We start from the raw sequence: 23,676 nt of genomic DNA, 5'->3' as shown, positions 1-23,676 counted from the left end.
GTTCCATGTCGTATCGTTCTTCCCTTTCCGCCCGTCTGCACACGGCCCTGCGCGGCACGACGGCCCTGCTGGCGGCGCTCACGCTGTCAGGCTGCCTTATGGTTGGCCCGCGCTATAAACATCCCGCGCCCGTCATCTCGGCCCGGTTCAAGGAACTGCAGCCCGCCCCCGGCTGGACCGTCAGCCAGCCAGATATGGCGGCAATACCAAAGGGCAAATGGTGGCTGGTCTATAATGACCCCACCCTGAACGCGCTTGAAGACCAGGTGGCGTTGTCCAACCAGAACCTGAAGGAATACGAAGCCCAGTACCGCAAGGCGCGCGCCCTGGTGAACGCGGCAAAAGCCAGCCTTTACCCAACGCTTTCCGGCGACCTGAGCTTTGCGCGCAATAGTCAGGGCAGTACTGCGACGTCAACCAGCGGCACCACCTACAGCACTGGTTCCACGCGCAATACCTATGCGGCCCAACTCAGTGCCGACTGGGATCTGGATCTGTGGGGCAAGATCCGCCGCCAGATACAGGAACAGGTGACCGCCGCACAGGCCAGTGCCGCCGATATTGCCAATGCCCGCCTGTCGTACCAGTCGCAGCTGGCGCAGGACTATTTTGAAATGCGCTATGAGGAATCCCTCAAGTCGCTGCTGGACCGCTCGGCAGCGCTGTATGCGCATAATCTTGAAATCATCCGCAACCAGCACGAAGGCGGTACACTGAACGCAGGCGACGAACTGCAGGCCGAAACCGAACTGGACCAGACCCGCGCCAGTGCGACCGCAACGGATGTGGCGCGGTCGGAATATGAGCATGCAATTGCGGTGCTGGTGGGCCGCGCGCCCGCCGATCTGACCATTGCGCGCGCCGCCATGCCTGCGGCCATTCCGGCCGTGCCGGTCGGCCTTCCGGCGACGCTGCTGCAACGTCGCCCCGATATTGCCGCGGCCGAGCGCGCGATGGAGGAATATAATGCGGAAATCGGAGCCGCGATTGCTGCCTTTTATCCCGATGTCACCCTGTCCGCTGCCTATGGCTATAGCGGCAATCCCGTCCAATCGCTGATTCAGGTTGCCAACCGGATCTGGTCACTGGGGGCAGCGGGAAGCGAGACCCTGTTTGAAGGCGGCGCACGGACAGCAGCGGTGCAGGAAGCCAATGCCGATTATGACAACGCGGTTGCCACCTATCGCCAGACCGTGCTGACCGCCCTGCAGGATACGGAAGACCAGCTTTCCAGCCTGCGTATTCTTGAACACCAGGCCAGCCAGCAGGATGCCGCCGTGCGTGCGGCAGTCAAGGCGGTTGATGTGGCGATGAATGAATACCGTTTTGGCACCGCCATCTACACCACGGTCATCACCACCCAGCAGACCGCGCTGGGGGATCAGGAAAGTGCCTTGCAGATTCAGGAAAACCGTCTGCTGGCCAGCGTGAAGCTGATTGCCGACCTTGGTGGCGGATGGGACGTGTCGCAACTGCCCAGCAAGAATTCCCTCCAGCGCGATAACCCGTTGGTTCCCTCTTTCCTTGAAAAACATGCGCGGGAATAGGGAAGGCAATATGCGTGCGCCGTGATTTATCAAGTCATTTTATAATGCTGACGGTATTTTCATAATCATATCAGCCCCTGGCCGGAGAACAGACCCATGACCGATGTATCAAGACGCAATTTCGTGGCGAGCGGCGCCATGTTTGCAGGTGTTGCCGCCGCCATGGGCGCCGGTGCCCGGCAGGCCCATGCCGCAGGGGGCGGGCACGGTTTCATGGCGGCATCGTCCGGTGGGCCGGATGGTCAGGATGGCCCTGGTCCCCACAAGCCTGCCAATCCGGGCCTTCAGGGTATCTGCGCCCTGTGCGAGGTCACCGGTGGAGGGGAGAAGGTTTATGGCATCGCAGTGGAATACGATGTTGCGATTGACCCGGCCAGTCTGGCGCCGGATACCTACACGGCGGCTGTTTTTCCTGCCGCCAGCGGGTTCTTTGCCGGCATGCCGCAGGAACCCGACAAGAATGACACGACGGCGAAAGCAAGACCGCGCCCTGTCGCGGCCATTTATACCAATGACGCCCCGGCGCTTCGCCCTGACCGCAAAAATGTTCCCGGTCGGTATGCCATCGCCGAGTTCGCACATGACCCGGACCTCAGCCTGCCCACCACCGATAGCGACCGGGTTACGCTGACACAGGACAAGGGCGTCAGAACCATGGGCGGCGTGGTCTATGCCGCCAGCAAGACCGTATGGAGCAACACGGGGCATCACGGCAACCGGGTCGCGATCCGCGGGGTTGATGCGTGGGAGCAGAATCACTGGTGGTGGGACGATACGCGTTCCGCATGGCTGGAATACAGCATATACCTGCCGAAATCCTTTCTGGCCGAAGGCGGCGAAAACCGGGCCTATCCCCTCGTTCTGGCCGTTACCCATTCCGGCACCAGCCCCGATGGCACCTGCGCCCAGACGCTGACCGAACAGTGTATTGCCAGTATCTGGAGCCTGCCCGAAGAACAGGACCGACATGAATGCGTGATCATTACCCCGCGCTACGAGCGCACGACCATGAACGATTACTGGGAACATACATCAGACGTGGAGAACACCTACCGGCTGGTTGAATCCCTGCTTGGCAACACATGGAATTATGGCAACCCCAACCGGGCAGACCGACGTGACAAGGTCCTGAAAATCGACCCGAAACGGGTTTACTGCACCGGCTGGTCCATGGGCGCGATGACATCGCTGTGGCTGATGGCCAGACATCCGGAAACCTTTGCCGCCGGGCTGATCATCGCGGGCCAGCAGCGGCCGGCCGATGTCGTGCCTCTTGCCAGACAGAAGATCCTGATCATTACCGGTTCGGAAGATGACAAGGCCACGCCATGGAACGAGAAATGCGTGCCGGTATGGGAAAAGGCGGGAGGCACGGTCGTGCGCCCGAAAGAACAGCTTGACCCTGCCCTCATCTTCCCTGTTGATCATCAGCAGAAGCTGACGGATCAGGTCAATGGCTACCTTGCAAAAGACGCCAATGTCACGTTCCTGACATTTGATGGAGTTGACCACATGGGCTCGGCGCGCAAGTTCTTCTACATCCGGGCCGCACGCGACTGGATGTTCAGGCAGTCAAAGGCATGAATCTGGCCCGTGCAGCCTCTTGCGGACCAATGGCGGTATAATTCCCCCGACCGCATCTGAACCGTATCGTATCAGTCCTGCCCCGTAATATCCTGCAGGACATCAAAATGTTGATTTTCAGTGAGAACTGACCCGGGTTTTTCATCAGGAATTGACCCAGCCAGATGCTATTTCAGGCATAGTCGGGCGGGCGGTCAGGAAGGGGGTCTATCCTTTCTGTTTTTTGACGCGGCGGTGCTGGCGCGGAACCTGTAGCTGTCATTTCCTGTGTCGAGGATATGACAGTGATGGGTCAGCCGATCGAGAAGCGCCGTTGTCATCTTCGGGTCACCAAAGACGTCTCCCCATTCACTGAAGCTCAGATTGGTTGTGATGATGACACTGGTGCGCTCGTAGAGGCGGCTGAGCAGATGGAACAGCAGGGCGCCCCCAGACGCGCTGAAGGGGAGATAACCGAGTTCATCAAGGATCACGAGATCCAGGCGGAGCAGCCTGTCGGCAATCTGCCCGGCCCGGTTGGCGGTCTTTTCCTGTTCGAGCGCATTGACCAGGTCGACCGTTGGCCAGAAGCGCGCCTTCTTGCGGTGATGGGTGATCGCCTGGATGGCCAGCGCGGTCGCTAGGTGGGTTTTTCCCGGTTCCCGGGCCACCGATCAGCACGACATTCTCAGCACGCTCGATGAAGTCCCCGCTATGGAACTGGCGGATCATGGGCTCGTTGACCTGCGTATTGGCAAAGGAGAACCCGGACAGGTCTTTATAGGCGGGGAACCGGGCGGTCTTTGTCTGGTAGGCGATGGAGCGCACTTCGCGTTCGGCCAGTTCCGCCTTCAGAAGCTGCGAGAGGATGGGGATGGCCGCCTCGAAGGCGGGTGCGCCCTGCTCGATGAGATCAGCCGTGGCCTGGGACATGCCATACATCCGCAATCCACGGAGCATGACGACAAGTGAAGCAGCGGCAGGATCATGACGCATGGCGGCTGTCCCTTCGCAGGATGTCATATCGCCCTGTATCGGCGCACGGTTCGTGTTCGAGCACCAGGGCCTGTGGGGCATCAAGCCGGGGAACCACGGTTCTCTTGGCATCGATCAGGCGATGAAGCGTATTGAGAACATGGGTCTTGGTCGCCACGCCGTCTTCAAGTGCCAGTTCAACCGCGCATGGGCAGCGACCAGATTGAAGTTGGAGAGGGCTTCGAGGTTCATCGCGCTGTTCCGATATTGAGACACGTCGTCTCAAAAATGCCGTCTCATATTCTCGATTGGAACGGATATCTTTCTCTTCGAGACGCAATATTTTCAGGAGTGTTCACAATGACTATTCTGGTGACTGGCAGCACGGGGACCATCGGGTCCCAGGTCCTGGCTCATCTACAGGGGCGGAATCTCGAGGTCCGCGCTCTGACCCGCTCGCCCGAGAAAGCTCAGCTTCCCTCCGGCGTGATACCGGTCCGCGGCGATCTCGCCGATGTCGACTCGGTCCGGGCCGCGCTCGAAGGCGTCAGCACATTGTTCCTGTTGGCCCCGAACGTCGCCGATGAACTGACCCAGGCCATGCTGGCCCTGACGGTCGCGCGCGAGGCGGGCGTCAAGGGCATCGTCTATCTGTCGGTGTTCATGGGCGAGGCCTACGCCGACGTGCCGCATTTCGCCGGCAAGCACACGGTCGAGCGGATGATCGAGGCGCTCGACCTGCCTGCGACTATCCTGCGCCCGGCCTATTTCATCCAGAATGACCTGCGCCAGAAGGATCCGCTGCTGAAATTCGGTGCGTACGGCGCGCCGATCGGCGCCAGGGGCGTTTCGATGGTCGATATCCGCGACATCGGCGAGGCCGCCGCGATCGAACTGGTTCGCCGGGAGCAGGCCGTGGCACCGCTCGGCCGCGAGACCTATGCGCTGGTCGGTCCGGATGGCCTGACCGGCGAAGGCATCGCCGCCATCTGGAGCGCGGCGCTCGGCCGCTCCATCCGCTACGGCGGCGATGATCTCGGTGTGATGGAACAACGCACAAAGACCATGCTGCCGGCCTGGCACGCCCTCGATCTGCGCCTGATGTTCGCCCGCTACCAGACCGATGGGGCGGTCGCGACGGCAGGCGACATCGCGCACCTGACGAAGTTGCTCGGTCACGCCCCGCGCTCTTATGCCGCGTTCGTAAAGGACGCCACCACCCAGTGGGCGAACGGCTGAACGCCGACCCCACGCACCAGTCAGGGAGATGGTTCATGACGATCATCCAGCCTCTTCTGCCCCAGGACGTTGCCGCTGTCGCCGCGATGCGACAGGCCACCTTGGCCCACAAAGGCGAGAAAACCGGCCCCGAGGCACAGCCGATGTTCGACGTCCTGCTGGCCGCCACACCCCTGCTGCGGATGTGCGGATAGAACCCGGGACGCTCGGCGGTATTGCGGGTTTCTAGCTCCGACTACCAACCTGTTTAGTCCTGGCATTTGATGGGGTGATATTTTTACGTGAGTGGAAGGAGGCATTATGGGACAGAGACGTCATGGCAGCGCCACAACCATCGCTCGTTCACAGCCCGTTCCGCAAGGCAGACATAGCCATGACGAGCAAAAATAGGACCGGAAGTGAAAATGATCTGATCAGGCAGGAAGGATTACGCTTTTCCCACCATCTGCCATTGCGATCGACCCGACCATGAAGCTGGCCTCGTCGGATGCGAGAAAGGCAATCACCCTGGCGATCTCCTCTGGTTGAGCAGCCCATCCGATAGGAGCGTGTTTGCCATAGTCCGCAAGGGCTGATGGGCCGTCTACATGAATATGATTGAGAATATTGGTTACGGTATCTCCCGCGCCCACTGCATTCACACGGATCCCATGACCAATGGCTTCCACTGCGAGTGTCCGGGTGAACTGGGCAAGGGCACCCTTCGATGCGGCATACGCTGCGATCGATGGAAATGTCTGAAAGCATGCGTAGGATCCGACATTAACGATAGCTCCACTACCGTTCAGGATCATCGCACGCATTAACGATCCGAGATGAATGTCCGGCCCCAGTCCAGATTGGCCGGGAAAGCGGAAGGGCATCTATCTGAGTGTTTACCTTCATAACTGTGTGTGCGTCAGGACGCCGCGATACGCTGTAGCTGGATCGGGTTCATGTAATCCCGGATCAACGTCACCTTGCCGTTACGTCGTGTGATGAACCATACATAGGTAATCTCGCAGGGGGCCCCGTCAGAAATCCGGTTATGGTGGCCTACCGCTTCTACGATTAGTTCTTCGCCGATTTCACGTACGCGCACATCGCTCAGTGAACCGAAGCGAATGAATGACGGCAGACGCCGCATGTATGCGGCAATATTATCCCGTCCCGTCAGGCTGGTCGGCATGCCTTCAGGCGCAAATGGAAACTCATGGACGGCATCCGTGGCATAAATCGACATCCAGCCATCGATATCGCCCTTCCTGAGCGCTTCGAGTGCTGTCTCAAGCCAGTGGGGAAGGATAGATGTTGGCGCCATGCACCGCTCTCCGATATGAATTAAGGACCATGAGTCCAGAAATTCCATCCTTAACGGACCGACGGTCCGTAATGCAACGTAAAAATCGGGGACGGCCGCCTGCGTCACCTGACGATATGCTGGCGGCCGCAGACAGGCTTTTTGCCCAAAGCGAGATTCCGGGTGCCGTGACAATGGATGCGATCGCTCTGGCCGCCAATGTCGGCAAAGGCACCCTGTTTCGGGCATTCGGCAACCGGGACGGCCTGCTGGATGCGCTTTGGGCTGCCAAAATCGCCACATTGAAAGCTAGTGTTGAAAGCAGTGCGCCCCCATTTGATGCCAGCACTGCACCGCCAGATCGTCTTGTTGCGTTTCTTGATGCCATCCTGATGTTCAAGATTGCGAACAGACATCTGATCCGCGCCCGGGAACTCAGCGGGGGACTACTGCAATCTCCGCATTATCGATGGATGCATGCAGAAGCGAGACGCTGCATTATGGATGCGGCAGATACTGCCGATACGGCTTATGCCACCTATAATGCCCATTCTCTGTTAGCGGGACTGCATATCGACCTGATTGATGAGATGCTGGTACAGGACCTGTCTCTCGAGACGATCCGGAAATTTCAGGCGACCCGAGCGAGAAATGCTCTCACCCTTGATAAGTGATTTTTGCTTTAGAGAGAGTGACCGACTGGCAGCTTTGCGGCTTTTTACCAGTCAGATTTCGAGCATAAAAAGCGATAAGTTGACAGCCGGAATAGGTATCTGAGCGAGCACATGACCTGATGATTATTCAAAAAAACTCTCATAACTGACCAGAAAGCGACCAGTTCACACGGGCGAACTGGGACCACACATGAACCCAATGGGCGGGGTTGAAACTCCGCGCCGGGTCACATACTGTGCCTGTGGACGTGTAAAAGTCACAGCCCGGTTGGTAGTCCGGGTGGCATTTACGTTCGTGCAAGCTTCTCCGCCTGATCAGGAAGAAGCCACCCGCACGTCCTTTTCTGTGAACAGGAAAGGTGTGTCCTATGTTTATTGCTAAATGGATGATCGCTTTTGTCGCAATTTATGGCGGCCTGGGCGGCTTGATCTTTGACGCGGTGATACCATCAACCGCATGCCAGCACATACGAAATCCGAAGTGGCCACCCCATGCCAAATTCCATAACGGACAGACGATGCTTTTGGGATTTTGCAACGCTGCCATCGCCATTGCACTGCTATTCGCCTTGCCTTTGAGCCTTGGCAGTTTCTTGCTCGCGGCCGCACTTGCGGAAGCCTACTTCCTCTGCATGCTGATGGCGCCTGTCTTCCCAGGTACCGCCTGGAGTGACCCTGAGTTCGTGGCTATAAACCCGAAGCCATTCGGCATTCCAGTGCAGAAATTTCTAAGCCTGCTTGCATCCGCTGTTGTTCTGATAGCTGTGCTGATCGTCATCGTATAGCCAATCTGCCGCCATGCCGCCGGGTAGGGTAACGTCTCGTGGGATTACACCCCGTGCGGCACCCGAATTAGCTAGCGGTATGACAGTGGCGTTTACATGCATCATTCCTGATGGAATGCTCTCGGGACGAAAAAACAGGGCTACTTGAATGGCTGTTGTCCGATTATGGGCAGTAATATCCTTGCCGCTGATGTCTTAGATAAGGCGAATACCGTCGGTCTACACAATGCACTGAGCAGACTGACAGCTATTAGCCTATTCATTCCCACTGACTATCGCCAGGACCATCCCGATGCCCCCCCTCAAGGGGGATGGAGCCGCCAACGCGTGACGACACGTCACATCTGAGAAGAAGGCTCATCCCGTCGAACCAGTGGCAGGAAGATATTGTCGACAATCTCGCGGATGGCGTCATCAGACAAGGGCTGAAATGTCATCATCATCTCATGCCGGGCAAGATCCAGCGGAAGTGATGTGATCCGCGGCGTGAGACGGGCTGGATCGATTTCGCCCCGTTCGATTGCACGTCCAATGACGGCATGGAACTGGCTGCCGTCTACAATACGCGCCCGTATGTCGGCAAAGCTTGATCGTTCGGCCACGAGATCCTGCTGCATGTCGAAGAACAGTTGCAAGTCGCGGGATCCGGCGCGATCCGACATGCAGCGGAGAAGATGACAGAGTTCTTCTCGTAGGCTACCCATATCTGAAATGACGATATTCGCCCGCGCGAATTGCTGCGCGAGCGCCGCCGTCGCGAGTGCCGTGCGGCTGGGCCAGCGCCGATGCAGCACCGGGCGGCTGGTTTCCGCACGACGCGCGACGTTTTCCATCGTCAGGCCCGCATAACCATGTTCTGTCAGTTCCGCCCAGGTCGCTTCCAGAATCGCCTCTTCCAGCGCTGCACCGCGTCTTCGTGTCTGTCTTTGAACTCTCATGACTCTCCAGTAAGATACATAATGAATCTTATTGCCCCTTCATTATGCGCCCTATAAGGTACTCAGCGAATCTTATTCCGAGTAAATATCATGAACACACCAATGGTTCCAGCACAGCGCCGCTCCGTCCTCATCTCCGGTGCCAGCATCGCGGGGCCGACGCTCGCCTTCTGGCTCGACCGTTATGGGTTCGACGTGACGGTGGTCGAGCGGGCGCCGACGATCCGGACCGGTGGATACCCGATCGACGTTCGCGGCACGGCGATCGACGTGGTCGAGCGTATGGGCCTACTGCCCCAGATCCGCGCGGCCCATATCGCCTCTCGCGCGATGACTTTCGTGGACAGGGCCGGCAAGATCATTGGCAGCGTGCCGATCTATGAGGCAATCGGCAGCGATGCCGAACGCGATGTCGAACTGCCGCGCGGCACGCTGACGACGCTGCTCCATGACGCGACACGTAACGGCAACGTCGATTACTGTTTCAACGAATCAATCGACACACTTCGTGACGACGGTAAAGGCGTCGATATCGGGTTCGCCAGCGGCCGGCAGGCACGATACGATATCGTCATCGGCGCGGACGGTCTGCACTCACGCACCCGCCGTCTGGTCTTCGGTCCCGAGGCGCCGTTCAACCATTCCCTCGGTTTCTGCTTCAATCTTTTTTCCATGCCAAATGACAAAGGCCTGTCGCATGGCGGGATCGTTCATGCCGAGCCGGGACGCACGGCCGCCATATGGGCGGTTCAGGACAGCCCGAAGGTCTTCGGCTTTCTTGCTTTTGCAACGGACGAAGCGCCGGTTTCCGCTAGTCGTGACGCGGAGGAGCAGATCCGGCGTACGAGGGCCTCCTTCGCCGGCATGGGCTGGGAGGTTCCGCGTCTTCTCGACGGGATGGCGCAGGCCGATGATCTGTATTTCGATTCCGTCAGCCAGATCCGCATGCCGCACTGGTCGAAAGGGCGCGTGGCACTGGTGGGCGATGCCGCATTCGCGCCGTCTTTCCGCTCTGGACAAGGCACCAGCCTGGCACTGGTTGGCGCCTATGTGCTGGCAGGCGAGTTGGCGACCCATGACGACCCGCAAGACGCGTTCGCAGCCTATGAGCGCATTGCACGCCCCTTTGTCGAGGCGAACCAGGCACTGGCAACCGATGACAACGGGGCCTTCTTCCTGCCAAAGACGCAGAAGGATATCGAGACACGCGACCACATCCTTGTCGAAATCACACGGAACGGCACGGCTGGCATCTTCGATAATACCAAGGCGAGGGTGCATAATGCGTTACGATTGTTAGACTACGCGTCTGTATAACGAGAACACAGGCATTGGCGATGGAGGTGGATATTTTCCATGTCCACTACCAGATGTTCCAGCTTGCCATCTCTAATGGCTCGAATGCGACGGAAGTGGTTGGTCCTCTTAGCGCGAGCCAAGCAGACAGACCGCGCCCGCCTCATGTCGGTCATATAAGGATGCAAAACTTTATCCCGTAAGCGGACGTCTTATGTCCGTTATGAAAAGAATTAAGTCCGGATTTATTTTTTGAGCCATGAAGGCCGTTGTGGACTGAGACCCATTACCCGAAGGGCTTTCCGATTACATGCGCCTGTCAGGCTGTTCTGGAAATAGACACTTTCCTCACCTGAGAGTTGAAGAGCCTCCCGCTCATCGAGGTAGGGAGGAGCATCAGCTCCGACCCAGTTTGCGTATGCCGGTAGCCAGTCAGACATTTTCGTCGGTTGGTTATCTACAATATTGTAAATGCCGCTTGGCGCTGTAAGGGCCGCCACCGTTGCCTGTGCGGCATCCTCTACATGGATGAAGGAAAATGTGCTGCTTCCCTTGCCGATCAGAGAAACTTCCCCCTTGAGAAGATGGCGACTGAATGCACCGTCGGACCAGTACCATGTCCCGGGACCGTAGAAGAACCCATAGCGCAGCCCGATACCTTCCATTTCCTGTGCGTTTGAAACCCTCTGTTCCAACGCGGCATACATACGGGCACTGTCACCGATCGTCCCTGGAGCGTTGATCCTCAAGGGCGAAGCTTCCGTTGCAAGTCCATTTCCACCATCCAGATAAAACCCGGATAACTGCTGGACATAACGTTTTACTTGAAAAGTCTTGGCTGCCTCGAAAATATTACCACCGCCGTCCAGCCGCAGTCGGCAATCAGCGGGCAGGCGCTGTGGCAGATCGAAAGGACTGGACGGCAGGGAAGTCAGCTGATCGATCACCACGTCCGGGCGGATCTTCTCAATGAGTTCGAAAATATTGGTCCGATTAAGTGCGTCACCATTCACAGGATGAGCACCGAGCCTTTCGATCGCTTTCAGACTCTCGGGACGATGGGCCAGCCCCCAGACCTCATGCTCAGAATCCCGCAGAATCCTGATCAGCGGACGGCCTAATGCACCGCTGGCTCCAGCCACTAAAACCTTCATGATAATTCGATATCCTTTTGATCACTTCGCGGGAAAGACAAACGGAGCGGTTTTATCTTTGACGAAAAACGCAAGGAAACGCGCTGGCTCCGTCTGACTGGCATTACGCCCAACGAGATGGACCTCGTCTGGTCCCTCAAAGAAGCTCTGTCCTTCTTTCAGCGTTACGGGCGCGTCACCTTTGACCTGCATGGTGATGCTTCCCTTGAGGACATAGACAAAAACGGAAGCATTATGTCTGTGGATTGGATCCGAGCCTCCGGGTGCGTAATCGACCGTCAGCATGGCCCCTTCTTTGCCGGGAATACCCGAAAGATCATGGGCCAGCAGAGGCGTGACTTTGGGCTCAGCATGAAGAGACTGGGGCCAGAAACCTGTAACCATAGCAGCAAGAGCAATAAACTTGCGCATTTTCAATATTCCAATTGGTAAAAGCTTTGTGGTGGTCAGGATATATTCAACCGTTTCCGTTGCCTGACTTTGCTGGTACGGCGGGTCTGGATACGCTCATCGAACCACGATTGCGCCTCTCCGAGAAAGGGAGAAGGAGCCTTATCCCGCACGGAACGTGCTAGATCGGCCAGGGAAATCTGCGCCAGTTCCCGACGCATGGCCTGCTCAGCTCGCAGCATGACACCATGAATTTCGCAAACACCCTGAGTTGCCCACTCGGGCGGCCGCTGATCGAAGAGAGCGCAGCGACCGCGGATTTCCTGACAGTTGAAAAGGTCCTTTGGACCCTCAACTGCATCCACTACCGCCAGAACGCTGATCTCCTCAGCTGTTCTGCCCAGTTTGTACCCTCCTCTCAAGCCCTCCACCGCGGTGAGCAAGCCTGCCTTTTCAAGCTTGGGAAGCAGCTTGGCGATAAACGCCGCTGGAATTTTCTGCAGTTCTGCCAAATCGAGACTGCTGACAGGTTCGGGATTATCGACCAGCCAGAGCAGGCTGTGCAGGATATATTCGGTTCTTGCGCCATAAAGTGCCATACGCGGACCTTAGAGGTCTGCGTTTTGAATCGCAAGACGCTGTACTGGTCATTCTGACTCTGCAGCCACATCGAATGTAAATGCTGAAATGTCCCTTTCTGAAAGAAGCGGCGACTAAGCCGACATTCCGCTTCCCCCCCACAGTCGTCCCAAAGAATGCGGTAGTCCAATATGAACCAATAGTTTACCCAGCAAGGATCGCTGCAGTCGGAGAACCTCTGACAGCCTCCGAGTGCAGATCCCAGTTCTCTATCTGGAGCGCCATGGCACACCTTTCAAACTGGCTGATCTGGCGCATCATGCCTGCCTGCGCCACAGATATCCCACCACCGGAAAACTGGAAGCATGGCCCCTGCGGCAGGATCGCCTGGCTGGGACTATTGAGCCACCGGCAATCGTCGTTGCCTCGGCGCTGGAGCCGCTGATCAGCATGGCCGAAGCCGGGCTGGGTATCGTCAGCCTGCCGGATTTTGTGCTTCACGAGCATCTCAGGACAGGACACCTCGTTCCTGTGCTGTCCAACCATACCGAACATTCGGGGGTCTTCCGTCTTCTGTGGCCGTCCAGCCCTATCTCTCCCCGAAGCTCAGGGTGTTTATCAAGTTCATGACGGCGAATCTATTCCCGTCCAAATGACCGCGCTCCAGCGTTCACGTACACGTGAAATCAGCCCAAACTACGCTGGAGTTTCACTCCCGATTGCATCCTATACGCATCCTGCGCCCATTCCTGGAACGCAAAAAGCCACCCTTTTGGGGTGGCTTTTTGTTTGTCTTATCAGACGGATACATTTGGTTGCGGGGGCACGCAAGCACCGATGCCCACATTCACTTCAGGCAGCAATATAATTCCGGTATATCAGAAGTTTAGAACCTTAAATCAAGACCGAGGCTCGGCTTAGCACCGCTGAAACGGTACCGCTCGGTCGAGGGGAACGGCCGCTCACAGGCCTACACGTCCTCTGCATTTGGGTCGCTCATCCAGAGCGAAATATCGTTGAGCGCATGCAGCACGCGCCGGACGTAAATGCGATCCTCACGCTCAAGATAGAACACGAGGTAAAGATAATCTTTCACACGATGAGGCTGATCGCATTTTTTCGCTGTCCCCAGTTGCAACGGTTCGCACCATCGCGCACGATATCTGATGTGAGACTTATGACAGCACTCTGCCGAGCCCGGCCATGCGCTTCCTAGAGGACGGACCCGACATCCCGGAATCGCTTCTCGAAGCGCGCGACCTCGGCGAAGTCGTGTTCTTCTGCGGTGCCGGGATCTCCTCGCCAGCCGGACTACCCGATTTCAGCAAGCTAGCCGACAAACTGCTTGATCGTCTTATGGCCCAGACCTCCCGCATAGCACGCGAAGAGAAAGAGAGCCTTGATCGGGTGTTCATGGCCATGGTCAAGGAATTTGGCGAAGCCGCTGTGGGCCGGGAGATGACGCGGGCACTGCGCACGCCCCGTAATGTAGACCTGCGCTACCATCGCGCCGCGATCGACTTGTCCCGGGGCAATGATGGCGTAGCCAAGATTGTGACCACAAACTTCGACCTGCTCTTCGAACGCGCAGATCGAAACCTGCGACGCTACATTCCCCCAAATCTTCCCAACCTCACCCAGCCCCAACCTGTCGACGGCATCGTCTACCTCCATGGACGCCTGAACAATACGGTCAACGCCCGAGCAGGCTATGTCATCACTAGCGCAGACTTCGGTCGAGCCTATCTCGCCGAAGGCTGGGCAGCGCGGTTCGTGCGCGGGCTGAGCGAGCGCTACACCATCGTATTGCTCGGCTATTCAGCGAACGATCCACCAATGCGCTACCTGCTGGAAGGCCTCAACAGCCGCGATGATCCCAGTCGGCGTTCGCTGATCTACGCTTTCGTTCCTGAAGGCTCTGCCGCAGCAGAGGAAGCTTGGCGCGACAAGGGAGTGACATCGATTGGCTACGCCCCATGCAATGATGCACACAGCGGTCTCTGGGACACCCTCTTCGTCTGGGCGGAAGCCGCTCGAGATTCGGAGAGATGGCGTGAGAAGCAGGTTGCGCTCGCGCAGCGCCAACCCGCTGCCTTGCGGCCTTTCGAGCGCGGGCAGGTCGCAAATCTGGTAAGCACGGCCACAGGAGCGCAGGCATTCACATCTGCACCCCCCCCTCCCCCGGCGGAATGGCTCTGCGTGTTCGACGCAAACAGCCGCTACGCCCAGCCCGGTAAGCTAGGCTGGGATGACGAGACCGAAATCGACCCATTGGACGTGTTCGGTTTAGACAACGATCCACCAAGACCCGAGCCAGGTCCAGGCGGCAGGATCCTCGCTCCGGGTGAGGACCTGCTCGGCTGGCGTCGCGGTGACCAGCATTGCCCGGAACGGCAGCGTCTCATGGGACACTCGTGCGAATAGACCAATCAATTGCCGAAACGCCTCTTCCAGTTGGCACGTTGGTTCGGCTCCGTGCTGGACCAGCCTGCCGCCATTTGGTGGGCCGCTGGCAAAGCGCTCCCCCATCCCAGTATGGTGCGAGAGATTGATTGCCGGCTGGACCACAGCGACGATCTTTCGCCGCCCGCGAGGCACTTCTGGCAGTGCTACCTCGACGCTGCTGACGCTCAGGCCAACGACACACATAACCTTCGTCAATACGAGGTGGTCAAGCGCATCAAAAAAGAGGGTTGGACCAAGGGAGTGCTTCGTGAGCTCGAACACGCCTTCGCCCCCAGCTTTGGCATCAGCAGGGCGCGGCCCGGACTACCGATTCCCCCTGCGGGCAGTTGGGAAAACCTGAACCTCATAAACCTGGCTGAGATCAAGGTAAACGTCTCGCGTTGGGCAGACGGCATCAATCCTCCGCCCGCGATGCTTCCGCGAGTTATTGCTCTTGTCCGGCACTCATTAGAGCGTATGGCTGAACTCCTCGAGGAAAGCACCACAGTCCTGTGGAGGACACCTACGCTACATCCGACCGGCGATCGAGGAGAGTCCTTCGCCGCCGAACGCCAAGAAAGCTATTTCTTAAGGTTCAAAGACTTGTTCGATGGACTCGTCGCGCACGATGTCATGGCTGCACGCCACGAGGTAGAAAACTGGGACAGCAACGATCCGGTCTTCTTCGCCAAGCTTTACCTATACGCTGCCACCCGTCCCGGGGTGATCGAACCGAACAAGTTTGCACAATGCATCCTCGCCATGCCCGACGACGTCTGGTGGTCGAACGACATGACACGTGAACTCCTTTTCGCATTGCGCTCTCAATGGAAGGGCATGTCCAGCAGGAAACGCTCCGTCATCGAGGACCGGATCATCCGGGGGCATCCAATATATGACGAAGAAAGCGACGCTGACCACAACCGCGTTCGCGCAACCCAGGCGGCTAGTTGGCTGCGCTGGCTGGAACTAAACAACTGCAATCTATCGCGCGTGACACTGAAGAAGCTGCCAGCATTAAAATCGGCAGATCCGCGATGGTCCGACTCTTGGGCTCTATGCGCCGACGATAGCCCTGACCCGCGCAGCGACTTCATCGAACGCGTGACGGAGAGTCAAAGCCTCGAGAATGCGCCCATATCCGACGTCATGGCGCTCGCCACCGAGTTAAGCAAGGACGATATCCGCCAATTCCGCGAATACCGTCCGTTCGACGGACTGGTCGCGAAGAATCCCTTCGTGGCACTGTCCGCGCTTCGCCTCGTGGCCCGGGGCGATGATTACCCGATGCGCTTCTGGCACAGCCTAGTCGACAACTGGCCCAAGGAAGTGGACGATCGGCTCGTCCTCCTACTTGCGCAAACGCTAGCGCGCCTACCCAATCAAGCGTTCGTCGATCTTCGCTACGGGATCGCACGCTGGACACAGAAGTTCATGGCCGTCGTCATCTGCCGTCGCCGCAAGGCCGGTCTAGCCGCCTTCGACGTGATCGCGGCGCGGTATCTAGCCTCTGACCCGACAACCCTGAAAAGCGCGGTCGGTACCGTGCGGGCCTGGGGCATCGAACAGGAGAAGTCAGAATTCTCCGTGATGAAGTCAATCAATACGCCCGGCGGAAACCTCGCGCGCCTGATGCTGGGCCAACTGGGCAAGCGTTCCCGTCAAAGCTCAATGCCCAACTGGATCGGTTCGCGGCTGGAACGTCTGCTCCTCCTTCCTGGCGACGGCTCTGGCCATGTCGCCTGTGTGATCGCCCAGAAATTCGGTTGGCTCAACTACTGGTTTCCGGATTGGACCACCAAGCTGATCCCTCTGTTCTCGCCCGAACATCCGCTCGCCGAAGCCATGTGGCATGGCATAGCCGCTGCTCCCAACTTCATTGGCAACATAGCCGGTCGGAGGATCAGCGGCTTCCTAGCCACCATCCTCGCCGGCGAGGCGCAATGGGATATTGACTCAGATGCCCGGCGCGGACTCGTGGCGCTGATGGTCAATCTCACAGTTGCGCGCGAAAAGGAGCCTGCTGCCTTCAGCTTCGCCGATGTCCGTCGGATCCTAATCGGCGCAAGCGACAAGGAGCGCGTGGAAGCGCTTGGGGTACTTGCACGAAGCAATCAGGATAACAAGCTTTGGTCACACCTCATACGCCCGTTTCTAACCAACGCGTGGCCTCAGCAACTCAAGTACCAGACTGAGGAAAGTTCCCGCCAGTTGGCGCTCATCACAGAAAACGCAGGCACTCACTTCCCTGAGGCAGTAGCGCTCGTACTACCACATATACGCCCAGTGGCACATCTCAACACCTTCGCATATCGACTAAAGCAACAAGGAGAAGAAGGGATCGGGTACGCCGCCGACTTCCCCATCGAGACGCTTCAGTTGCTCAACGCGCTCGTCGGCGATGACCCGCAAACAGCGCCCTGGAACCTGCTTGAACTTCTGGAGGACATCGCCACGAGCAATCCTGCGCTCAGGCAGAGCGATCCTTGGCGGCGCCTCAAGGCCATCGCCCAATAACGGAAGCATCTTAAATCATGAACCGTAATTCAGCGCCCGACACCCGAGGAGCCACCAAAAGTGTGAACTCAATGTGTTCCGTTGCGGGTATTGAACCTCGATTTGAACCTATTTATGTTAAACGGTTGAAATCATACGATTTCTCTAGCGAGGCTTGGATGCACCCTTAAAGGGTAACCCACAACACGCTGGTTTAATGGATAATTTTTTATGTGCATAGTTGCGGGGCATGCAGACATCGATGTCCACATAAATTATGCGCATAAATTTAGTATTTAATATCAGAAGATTAGACAGATTTCTCCGCCGTTATTCCAAAATCGTGGATAACTTAGCCAGCACCTCATCAATGATGTGCGTCGAAACGCTCTCCAGCTTCCGACCACTACGCGATCCGATATCAAGGGCATGGGGCTGATCACAGCGAACCACGCCCGTTGTTTTGGTCCCTGCCCCCATAAGCGACACGGCAAACCCAGCGGTCCGCGCAAAATTACCTCCGCTGGTGATCGGCAGCACAATCGGAGTTTTCGTCATCCGATTGAACGCGGCGGGCGACACAACCATTACTGGGCGCGTTCCCTGCTGCTCGTGACCTGACGTGGGATCGAGCGAGACGAGGTAGATATCCCCCCGCTCCATCAGATGATCTCGCTCCCGACCGGTTTGGCATCAATCCACGCCCGATCCTCAGCACTGATCTCCGCAGTTTCATCACATTGGGCAAGAAGCTCTTCGAGCGTATAGCGTGGCGGAGCCGCAGGCTCGATCACAAGCCGACCGTTATCAACCGAGATACCGACTTTTGCACCTGCTGTGAGATGCAGCACATCCAGGATCGCCGGCGGAACAGCCAGCATGACGGAGCCACCGACTTTACGGAGATTGGTTGTGTGCATGGCTACCTCCAAAAGTTATATTTTTATATAACACGGCAGCCACCAGCGCTTCAATTAGAAAACAGGAACGTCGTTCCCACTCTCCTTGCCAGAACTCACGCGGCTTCATTCGATACGATCGAACTGCCCCCCCTGCGCCCCTGCGCCCCTTAAGGGCACGATTCGTGGGGCAATAAGGATCGGCGGACGGACCCTGCAAGGTTCCTACTTTAGTGACGTATGAAAGACCTGTTTTTATAGCCATCCACCACGTTTTTTTATCAAGCGCACCCGTTCAAGGCGAGAAAAGCTCCACGCTGTGGCACGCAGGTCAGACTCAGCATAATAGCTGTTGCAGTTAAGAACCTGTCGCAATACATCCAATGTTCTCAGGCTAGCAGGCACGACACTTAACCCTTATCCACGACAGGAACCACAGCGCGGTGAAGGACTCAGAGCAGATTCTGAACGTCTATCTCAGCCATCGCCTGCACCTCGTGGACGTAGCGGCGGGTATCATCGGGTGTCGTGCCCGTGCTGAAGATATCGTCCAGGATGCTTTCATCAAGGCCACCCTTGTCCAGAAGAAGGGCACCGAGATCCAGCGGCCGGTGTCCTACCTAATTCAGGTCGTCCGGCGGCTTGCAATTGACTTCCTTCGGTTTGGGCGCATTCGCAACGAAATCGATGTGGCCGACATCGCCGTGCAGAACCTGCTATGCGATCCCCGCTCCCCGGAGACGTATGTCGGTAACCGTGAGGAACTGGCCATTATCGAAGGGGTGTTGGCTTCGCTACCAGATCGCACGCGCCTCGCGTTTGAAATGAAACGGTTCGGTGATTATAAATTACGTGAAATTGCGGTTGTTCTCGACCTCTCGATTGGTCGAACGGCGCAACTGATTACGGACGCAATGGCAGCCTGTCAGGCGGCTCTTGATAACGCCGCGCCCAGAAACTGAACTGACACGCTTTAAAAATGCGCTCCCGCTCCGTCTCTCTCATAAGATGGCTTTTCTTATGCCGCCCGTCCGTTGAGCGTGGAGCGCCATGTGGTCCGTATGACAGATAACTCTTCCGCTTCAGCCGACCCGCTCACCGCCGAGGCCAATCTTTGGGTCATCCGTCTGACCGAGGAACCGGACGACCGTGATCTCCGAAAAGAGTTCTCCGCCTGGTATGCCCAGTCGCCCGCCCATGCAGATGCCTGGTCAAGAGCCTTACGTGTCTGGGGGCTTACAGGGGCCGTCGGGCCAGTTCTGTTGTCCCTTCCGGATAAACCAAAGAGGACAGAGACGTTCGTTCCACCCAAACCTTCATCATCCCTAAGCGCCATAGCAGGACGGCATGCTGTAGCCCTTTCGCTGGCCACGGTACTATGCGGACTAGGCCTGTTCTTTTTACCTGACATTCGCATTGCGTTGCAGGCCGACTACCAGACCTCGACAGGCAAGGATCAGACCGTAACACTTGCGGACGGCAGCGTCGTCACCCTTGGCGCGCGCTCGGCCATTGCAGTCCGCTATCGCCCCGGTACGCGCGACGTTACCCTACTGGCAGGTGAGGCCTTTTTTCAGGTCAAGCATGACGCAACGCGTCCCTTCCTGGTGACTGCAGGATCTATACAGGCCCGCGATATCGGCACCCGTTTTGATATCCGTCTGGATCCGGCCGAGATACAAGTTGGTGTTCAGGACGGTCGTGTCGACGTATCCAGCCCGACACAGACGCAGGAAGTGGTTTTGGACGCAGGAGACGAAATTAGCGTCGATCGATCTGACAACCATGTGACCCGGAAAACTGTCTCTCCCGACACCATTGGATCCTGGCAAACAGGCACCCTCGTCGTTGATAGCGATACGGTCGGGCACGTTACCGATACCCTTAAACGCTACTATCCGGGCTTTATCGTTAACTGGAGCGCCAAACTTCGGTCGCGTCAGGTCGGCGGCATCTACGACCTGCACAACATCCCGGCAGCCCTCAGAGCCGCAGTTATCCCGTCAGGCGGACAAGTTCGGGAGGTTGCTGGGCATATGCTCATTGCGACTGATGCCCCGGCGTCCCACGAGCAGTAAATTCCCACACAAAAAAAACATCTTAATCTTCAGCAGTTTGGCGGCTCTGAAAAATAATTTGAGACGCTGCCCTATAAAAAGCCCACACGAACCCGTCCATATTTCAAATGCGATGCATTCTCACTTTTGATGGGACGACACATATGGAACCTGAAATTGCACCGCGCCTTGTCGGTCGCACAAAAAAGTCTGGCCTGCGCCATGCATGGCTCAACCGGCCTGTCATGCTGGCAGTTCCCTCCGCGCTTCTTTTTGCGCTAGCGAGCATGGATGCCCGCGCTGCATCTTCAAACGTCAGCCAGACTGCAGCGCCCCTCGCCCGCTCCTATAATATTCCCTCTCTACCCCTCGGGCAGGCATTGGCGACTTACGGCAAGCAGACTGGTGTTCAGGTAACATATGACCCAGCCCTGCTCACGGGGAAAACGTCTGCTGCCGTGTCCGGATCAATGGCCCCGCAAGACGCTCTTCAGAAGCTCTTATCCAGTTCAAATCTTTCCTACCGTTATGCTGGCAGCAATACGATCGTTATTCAGAAGGTAGCCGCCAACATCACGCTTGGTCCTGTCCGTGTAGGCGGTACTGTTACCCATCAGGATCCGACTGGCCCAGGGGCAGGATACGTCGCGACAACCACGATGGCGGGCACCAAAACTGATACGCCTCTTATGGAAATTCCGAATTCTATTTCGGTCGTTACGAAGCAGCAAATGGTGGATCAACAGCCTCAGAGTGTCGCACAAGCTCTTCGATACTCTCCAGGAATAATGTCCGAGAGTGAAGGGACATATGGCAATGGCTCTCCGAAAGGAGCTGATACAGGCATTATGCAGCGCGGTTTCAGTACTTCGCAGTTTGTTGATGGTCTTATGACGAATTCTACAAGTTCCGGGGAAACGGCTTTTTTAGAACGCATTGAAGTTGTAAATGGACCTGCATCTGTGATGTATGGACAAACAACACCAGGTGGCATGATAGGAATGAGCCTGAAGAAGCCAACTGATACACCTTTGCATCAGGTTTCACTTGGATTCGGCAACTGGGGCCGTTACGAAGCGACCTTCGATATCAGTGATAAAGTTACGAAGTCAGGAAATATTCGTTATAGAATTGCTGGCATCGGCGTTACTCAAGGAACCCAAACCAATTATGTTGATTATCATCGGGTAGGGGTACTCCCGTCTTTAACGTGGGATATAGATAATAAAACGTCTTTAACTTTGACTGGTATGTATATGTACACTCCGGGTGAAGGTACTGCCAGTCAATATCCCCGCATAGGCACATTATCCCCAAACCCAAACGGTCAGATTTCACGGAGTACATTTTTAGGAGAACCTAGTTGGAATAATAACGGAAACAAAGACGCTATGTTTGAATATCAGTTTAAGCACAAATTTAACAAGTATATCAATTTCAGTCAGGTATTCCGATGGGAAAATAGTAATTGGAATCAACAGGATACTTACTTAAAGACGGGCACGTTAACTGATACGACTGCGCCGCTCCAACCAATGGACTATCATACAAATACAAACACCGTAGGGATGGACGCGAGGTTTTTTGGAAAATTTAACACGTGGTCCTTAAACCATACATGGGTTGTCGGTTCCGATTTCCGCCAATACAACTACAATTCACAATATTCCTATGATTATACTTCAAATCCATCTGTAAATTTATATAGACCCAATTATAGTTATTCGCCTTGCTTTACGTGGAACCATGCAGGGTGCCAATTAACAGGGGCTGTATACAACAGCATTTACTTTCAGGAGGGCATATATTTTCAGGATCAAATAAAATGGAAGAGGCTATCCATCCTTCTTGGCGGCAGACAAGATTGGGTCAATATGAAATACAAAGCAGATTCCACATCTACAAATGAAAATACAGAAAATGTTAAGGTAAGCCAAGACTACCTAAGTACTGACAAACCCCAACCCCAGTCTGCATTTACATGGCGATCTGGCTTAATATACAATTTCAATTTCGGATTAGCACCATATTTTAGCTACTCGACGTCGTTCGTGCCGCAAATCGGATCGACCAACTATCAGGGCCATCCATTTTCACCACTAACAGGGAAGCAACTCGAAGCTGGATTGAAATATAAAGTTCCTAATAAGGATATTTTATTGACCGCAGCAGCTTTCCACATTAACGAAGATCATTATCTTATAAGCGATTTGGAACACACAAATTATAGTACGGATGCTGGCCGAGTTAAATCTCAAGGGTTTGAGATTGCGGCCAATGCAAATATTACGAATGATTTAAAAATTATAGTTTCCTACAGCTATACCGATATCCGGTATGCGAAGTCCAATCTTACCGCCAAGAGATATAACCCCATTACGTCAGAATCATATGGAAATGCACTTTCTCAAGAAGGGATGACAGTGCCATATGTTCCGCGAAATATGTTTTCGTTTTTTTCAGACTATATGCTGCCAAATAATTTCATTAAAGGGTTAGAGGTGAATTTTGGTGCTAGATACACTGGGTTCACGTATACGGATAACGTCGAGTCTTTTAAGACACGACCCTATATTTTATTTGATGCCGGTGTTCATTATGATTTTGGACAGACAATTCCTTTTTTGAGAGGATTAACGGCACAAGTGGCAATGTCTAATCTTGCCAACACATATTATGAAACGAGATGTTCAAAAACTGTATGCTACCTTGGTCAGGGTAGACGAATTTACGGGAACTTAACGTATAATTGGTGAAATTTTTCCGCCGAAAACTGCACCGACTTTCCTTATTTAAAATCAATGTGTTGCCCCTCATCTCGATGCCAGAGTCGTGGGGCAACATCGCTGCAAGTTCCGAGGGGCATCCCATGCAACAATCATGGGTTATCCCCGGCAATATCCATGGGGCCATCCATGCCAAACTCGGGGGACGCTCCTGTGCACTATCCGTGAAGTTACACGGCAACAGGCGTGGAATGCGCTCCCCGCCCCAAAAACTTTCGCGAAACTGGAGAAACCTGTTCGGAGATATATCCAGTGGGATCACACCAGAATGATGCGCAGAACGACCGGAACATGCTCTTCCGCCTGATCGTCAGCGGCCAGATATCCCTTACCGTTCCAGCGGGGCGGCCACGGTACGGGCCACGATTTCGGGCGAACCGCCGGCATTTGACGCCGAGACCGAGATCACCGGCAGGTCAATATCGGGCAGGTCCGAGACCGGCAGGAGTGAACTGCCCCGGGTTTACCGGAGAGGGATTTGTTCAGTAATCAGGCTGCGATATCAAGTCTGCTCTGATCTGCATAGAAGGCGCGTTCGGCTTCGGCGGGAGGCCTGTAGCCGATTGGCGCCAGC

At 56.0% G+C, this 23,676-nt stretch carries 22 protein-coding genes and 3 pseudogenes; 13 read left to right on the top strand and 12 right to left on the bottom strand.

Annotated elements, in window-relative coordinates; all coding sequences use genetic code 11:
* Positions 1 to 5 precede the first annotated feature (5 nt).
* Both OQZ28_RS04350 and OQZ28_RS04345 read left to right on the top strand, forming a co-directional pair.
* Entirely contained in the window at positions 6 to 1,547 is a 1,542-nt protein-coding gene (locus OQZ28_RS04350) for an efflux transporter outer membrane subunit (protein WP_458135263.1), read from the top strand.
* Between the two features lie 96 nt (positions 1,548 to 1,643).
* A complete protein-coding gene (locus OQZ28_RS04345; protein WP_458135262.1) occupies positions 1,644 to 3,131 on the top strand; it encodes a prolyl oligopeptidase family serine peptidase in 1,488 nt (495 codons plus the stop codon).
* A gap of 194 nt (positions 3,132 to 3,325) precedes the next feature.
* Here the strand turns inward: OQZ28_RS04345 and istB are convergent.
* Both istB and OQZ28_RS04335 read right to left on the bottom strand, forming a co-directional pair.
* Positions 3,326 to 4,106 (bottom strand): annotated as a pseudogene (istB, locus tag OQZ28_RS04340) (IS21-like element helper ATPase IstB).
* A pseudogene (locus tag OQZ28_RS04335) lies at positions 4,096 to 4,296 on the bottom strand (IS21 family transposase); the annotation flags it as partial. The pseudogenes istB and OQZ28_RS04335, both read right to left, overlap by 11 nt.
* Before the next feature lie 149 nt (positions 4,297 to 4,445).
* On the opposite strand from OQZ28_RS04335, the gene OQZ28_RS04330 reads away from it, so the two are divergent.
* Together OQZ28_RS04330 and OQZ28_RS04325 are read left to right on the top strand one after the other, a co-directional pair.
* A complete protein-coding gene (locus tag OQZ28_RS04330; RefSeq protein WP_458135261.1) occupies positions 4,446 to 5,324 on the top strand; it encodes an NmrA/HSCARG family protein in 879 nt (292 codons plus the stop codon).
* A gap of 35 nt (positions 5,325 to 5,359) precedes the next feature.
* Positions 5,360 to 5,518, top strand: coding sequence for a hypothetical protein (locus OQZ28_RS04325; protein ID WP_458135260.1), 159 nt, complete (start codon positions 5,360 to 5,362; stop codon positions 5,516 to 5,518).
* Positions 5,519 to 5,737: 219 nt separating this feature from the next.
* On the opposite strand, the gene OQZ28_RS04320 is transcribed toward OQZ28_RS04325, so the two are convergent.
* Both OQZ28_RS04320 and OQZ28_RS04315 read right to left on the bottom strand, forming a co-directional pair.
* A complete protein-coding gene (locus OQZ28_RS04320) occupies positions 5,738 to 6,187 on the bottom strand; it encodes an SDR family oxidoreductase (RefSeq protein ID WP_458135259.1) in 450 nt (149 codons plus the stop codon).
* A gap of 35 nt (positions 6,188 to 6,222) precedes the next feature.
* Positions 6,223 to 6,624: a nuclear transport factor 2 family protein gene (locus OQZ28_RS04315; protein ID WP_458135258.1), complete on the bottom strand. Its 402-nt coding sequence runs from the start codon at positions 6,622 to 6,624 to the stop codon at positions 6,223 to 6,225.
* Positions 6,625 to 6,695: 71 nt separating this feature from the next.
* Here OQZ28_RS04315 and OQZ28_RS04310 point away from each other — a divergent pair, with 71 nt between their 5' ends.
* A complete protein-coding gene (locus OQZ28_RS04310) occupies positions 6,696 to 7,277 on the top strand; it encodes a TetR/AcrR family transcriptional regulator (RefSeq protein ID WP_458135257.1) in 582 nt (193 codons plus the stop codon).
* A 368-nt stretch (positions 7,278 to 7,645) separates the two neighbouring features.
* On the top strand, positions 7,646 to 8,062 hold the full coding sequence (locus OQZ28_RS04305) for a DUF6640 family protein (RefSeq protein ID WP_182356957.1): 417 nt from the start codon (positions 7,646 to 7,648) through the stop codon (positions 8,060 to 8,062).
* 338 nt (positions 8,063 to 8,400) lie between these two features.
* Here OQZ28_RS04305 and OQZ28_RS04300 read toward each other — a convergent pair whose 3' ends face one another.
* Positions 8,401 to 9,000, bottom strand: coding sequence for a TetR/AcrR family transcriptional regulator (locus tag OQZ28_RS04300; RefSeq protein WP_458135256.1), 600 nt, complete (start codon positions 8,998 to 9,000; stop codon positions 8,401 to 8,403).
* 90 nt (positions 9,001 to 9,090) lie between these two features.
* Between OQZ28_RS04300 and OQZ28_RS04295 the strand changes: the two genes are divergently transcribed.
* Entirely contained in the window at positions 9,091 to 10,317 is a 1,227-nt protein-coding gene (locus OQZ28_RS04295; RefSeq protein ID WP_458135255.1) for an FAD-dependent monooxygenase, read from the top strand.
* A gap of 224 nt (positions 10,318 to 10,541) precedes the next feature.
* On the opposite strand, the gene OQZ28_RS04290 is transcribed toward OQZ28_RS04295, so the two are convergent.
* Genes OQZ28_RS04290 through OQZ28_RS04280 form a run of 3 tightly spaced genes read right to left on the bottom strand, consistent with a single transcriptional unit; the run spans position 10,542 to position 12,439 of the window.
* On the bottom strand, positions 10,542 to 11,450 hold the full coding sequence (locus OQZ28_RS04290) for an NAD-dependent epimerase/dehydratase family protein (protein WP_458135254.1): 909 nt from the start codon (positions 11,448 to 11,450) through the stop codon (positions 10,542 to 10,544).
* A gap of 21 nt (positions 11,451 to 11,471) precedes the next feature.
* Positions 11,472 to 11,861, bottom strand: a complete 390-nt coding sequence (locus OQZ28_RS04285; protein WP_458135253.1) for a cupin domain-containing protein — start codon at positions 11,859 to 11,861, stop codon at positions 11,472 to 11,474.
* Between the two features lie 35 nt (positions 11,862 to 11,896).
* Entirely contained in the window at positions 11,897 to 12,439 is a 543-nt protein-coding gene (locus OQZ28_RS04280; RefSeq protein ID WP_458135252.1) for an RrF2 family transcriptional regulator, read from the bottom strand.
* A gap of 232 nt (positions 12,440 to 12,671) precedes the next feature.
* Between OQZ28_RS04280 and OQZ28_RS04275 the strand changes: the two genes are divergently transcribed.
* Positions 12,672 to 13,049, top strand: coding sequence for a LysR substrate-binding domain-containing protein (locus tag OQZ28_RS04275; RefSeq protein WP_458135251.1), 378 nt, complete (start codon positions 12,672 to 12,674; stop codon positions 13,047 to 13,049).
* Between the two features lie 340 nt (positions 13,050 to 13,389).
* Here the strand turns inward: OQZ28_RS04275 and OQZ28_RS04270 are convergent, their stop codons facing one another.
* Positions 13,390 to 13,515, bottom strand: a complete 126-nt coding sequence (locus OQZ28_RS04270; protein ID WP_458135250.1) for a hypothetical protein — start codon at positions 13,513 to 13,515, stop codon at positions 13,390 to 13,392.
* 107 nt (positions 13,516 to 13,622) lie between these two features.
* Here OQZ28_RS04270 and OQZ28_RS04265 point away from each other — a divergent pair, with 107 nt between their 5' ends.
* Complete coding sequence (locus OQZ28_RS04265; protein ID WP_458135249.1) at positions 13,623 to 14,843, top strand: SIR2 family protein; 1,221 nt, start codon at positions 13,623 to 13,625, stop codon at positions 14,841 to 14,843.
* A 9-nt stretch (positions 14,844 to 14,852) separates the two neighbouring features.
* Complete coding sequence (locus tag OQZ28_RS04260) at positions 14,853 to 17,381, top strand: hypothetical protein (protein WP_458135248.1); 2,529 nt, start codon at positions 14,853 to 14,855, stop codon at positions 17,379 to 17,381.
* Between the two features lie 309 nt (positions 17,382 to 17,690).
* Here OQZ28_RS04260 and OQZ28_RS04255 read toward each other — a convergent pair whose 3' ends face one another.
* Together OQZ28_RS04255 and OQZ28_RS04250 are read right to left on the bottom strand one after the other, a co-directional pair.
* The gene (locus OQZ28_RS04255; RefSeq protein ID WP_458135247.1) at positions 17,691 to 18,023 is read right to left on the bottom strand and encodes a type II toxin-antitoxin system PemK/MazF family toxin; all 333 of its coding nucleotides are present in this window, start codon (positions 18,021 to 18,023) and stop codon (positions 17,691 to 17,693) included.
* Positions 18,023 to 18,280, bottom strand: a complete 258-nt coding sequence (locus tag OQZ28_RS04250) for an AbrB/MazE/SpoVT family DNA-binding domain-containing protein (RefSeq protein ID WP_458135246.1) — start codon at positions 18,278 to 18,280, stop codon at positions 18,023 to 18,025. The genes OQZ28_RS04255 and OQZ28_RS04250 overlap by 1 nt, the downstream gene beginning before the upstream one ends.
* Positions 18,281 to 18,702: 422 nt before the next feature.
* Here OQZ28_RS04250 and OQZ28_RS04245 point away from each other — a divergent pair, with 422 nt between their 5' ends.
* From OQZ28_RS04245 to OQZ28_RS04235, 3 genes are all read left to right on the top strand, one after another.
* Positions 18,703 to 19,221: a sigma-70 family RNA polymerase sigma factor gene (locus OQZ28_RS04245; RefSeq protein ID WP_458135245.1), complete on the top strand. Its 519-nt coding sequence runs from the start codon at positions 18,703 to 18,705 to the stop codon at positions 19,219 to 19,221.
* Between the two features lie 99 nt (positions 19,222 to 19,320).
* Positions 19,321 to 20,337: a FecR family protein gene (locus OQZ28_RS04240; RefSeq protein WP_458135244.1), complete on the top strand. Its 1,017-nt coding sequence runs from the start codon at positions 19,321 to 19,323 to the stop codon at positions 20,335 to 20,337.
* Between the two features lie 143 nt (positions 20,338 to 20,480).
* Entirely contained in the window at positions 20,481 to 23,072 is a 2,592-nt protein-coding gene (locus OQZ28_RS04235; RefSeq protein WP_458135243.1) for a TonB-dependent siderophore receptor, read from the top strand.
* Positions 23,073 to 23,433: 361 nt separating this feature from the next.
* Here the strand turns inward: OQZ28_RS04235 and OQZ28_RS04230 are convergent.
* Positions 23,434 to 23,559: pseudogene (locus OQZ28_RS04230) on the bottom strand (efflux RND transporter permease subunit); the annotation flags it as partial.
* Positions 23,560 to 23,676 lie beyond the last annotated feature (117 nt).

Source organism: Komagataeibacter sp. NFXK3, from assembly GCF_054182245.1.
Note: the sequence above shows the minus strand (reverse complement) of the source record. Positions and strands in the feature narration are given on the sequence as shown.

Coding starts and splice junctions, on each gene's coding strand:
- OQZ28_RS04305 (WP_182356957.1), top strand. CDS start 7,646: ATGTTTATTGCTAAATGGATGATCGCTTTTGTCGCAATTTATGGCGGC.
- OQZ28_RS04350 (WP_458135263.1), top strand. CDS start 6: ATGTCGTATCGTTCTTCCCTTTCCGCCCGTCTGCACACGGCCCTGCGC.
- OQZ28_RS04300 (WP_458135256.1), bottom strand. CDS start 9,000: ATGAGAGTTCAAAGACAGACACGAAGACGCGGTGCAGCGCTGGAAGAG.
- OQZ28_RS04285 (WP_458135253.1), bottom strand. CDS start 11,861: ATGCGCAAGTTTATTGCTCTTGCTGCTATGGTTACAGGTTTCTGGCCC.
- OQZ28_RS04310 (WP_458135257.1), top strand. CDS start 6,696: ATGCAACGTAAAAATCGGGGACGGCCGCCTGCGTCACCTGACGATATG.
- OQZ28_RS04325 (WP_458135260.1), top strand. CDS start 5,360: ATGACGATCATCCAGCCTCTTCTGCCCCAGGACGTTGCCGCTGTCGCC.
- OQZ28_RS04265 (WP_458135249.1), top strand. CDS start 13,623: ATGCGCTTCCTAGAGGACGGACCCGACATCCCGGAATCGCTTCTCGAA.
- OQZ28_RS04315 (WP_458135258.1), bottom strand. CDS start 6,624: ATGGCGCCAACATCTATCCTTCCCCACTGGCTTGAGACAGCACTCGAA.
- OQZ28_RS04290 (WP_458135254.1), bottom strand. CDS start 11,450: ATGAAGGTTTTAGTGGCTGGAGCCAGCGGTGCATTAGGCCGTCCGCTG.
- OQZ28_RS04330 (WP_458135261.1), top strand. CDS start 4,446: ATGACTATTCTGGTGACTGGCAGCACGGGGACCATCGGGTCCCAGGTC.
- OQZ28_RS04280 (WP_458135252.1), bottom strand. CDS start 12,439: ATGGCACTTTATGGCGCAAGAACCGAATATATCCTGCACAGCCTGCTC.
- OQZ28_RS04240 (WP_458135244.1), top strand. CDS start 19,321: ATGACAGATAACTCTTCCGCTTCAGCCGACCCGCTCACCGCCGAGGCC.
- OQZ28_RS04255 (WP_458135247.1), bottom strand. CDS start 18,023: ATGGAGCGGGGGGATATCTACCTCGTCTCGCTCGATCCCACGTCAGGT.
- OQZ28_RS04250 (WP_458135246.1), bottom strand. CDS start 18,280: ATGCACACAACCAATCTCCGTAAAGTCGGTGGCTCCGTCATGCTGGCT.
- OQZ28_RS04320 (WP_458135259.1), bottom strand. CDS start 6,187: ATGCCCTTCCGCTTTCCCGGCCAATCTGGACTGGGGCCGGACATTCAT.
- OQZ28_RS04345 (WP_458135262.1), top strand. CDS start 1,644: ATGACCGATGTATCAAGACGCAATTTCGTGGCGAGCGGCGCCATGTTT.
- OQZ28_RS04235 (WP_458135243.1), top strand. CDS start 20,481: ATGGAACCTGAAATTGCACCGCGCCTTGTCGGTCGCACAAAAAAGTCT.
- OQZ28_RS04295 (WP_458135255.1), top strand. CDS start 9,091: ATGAACACACCAATGGTTCCAGCACAGCGCCGCTCCGTCCTCATCTCC.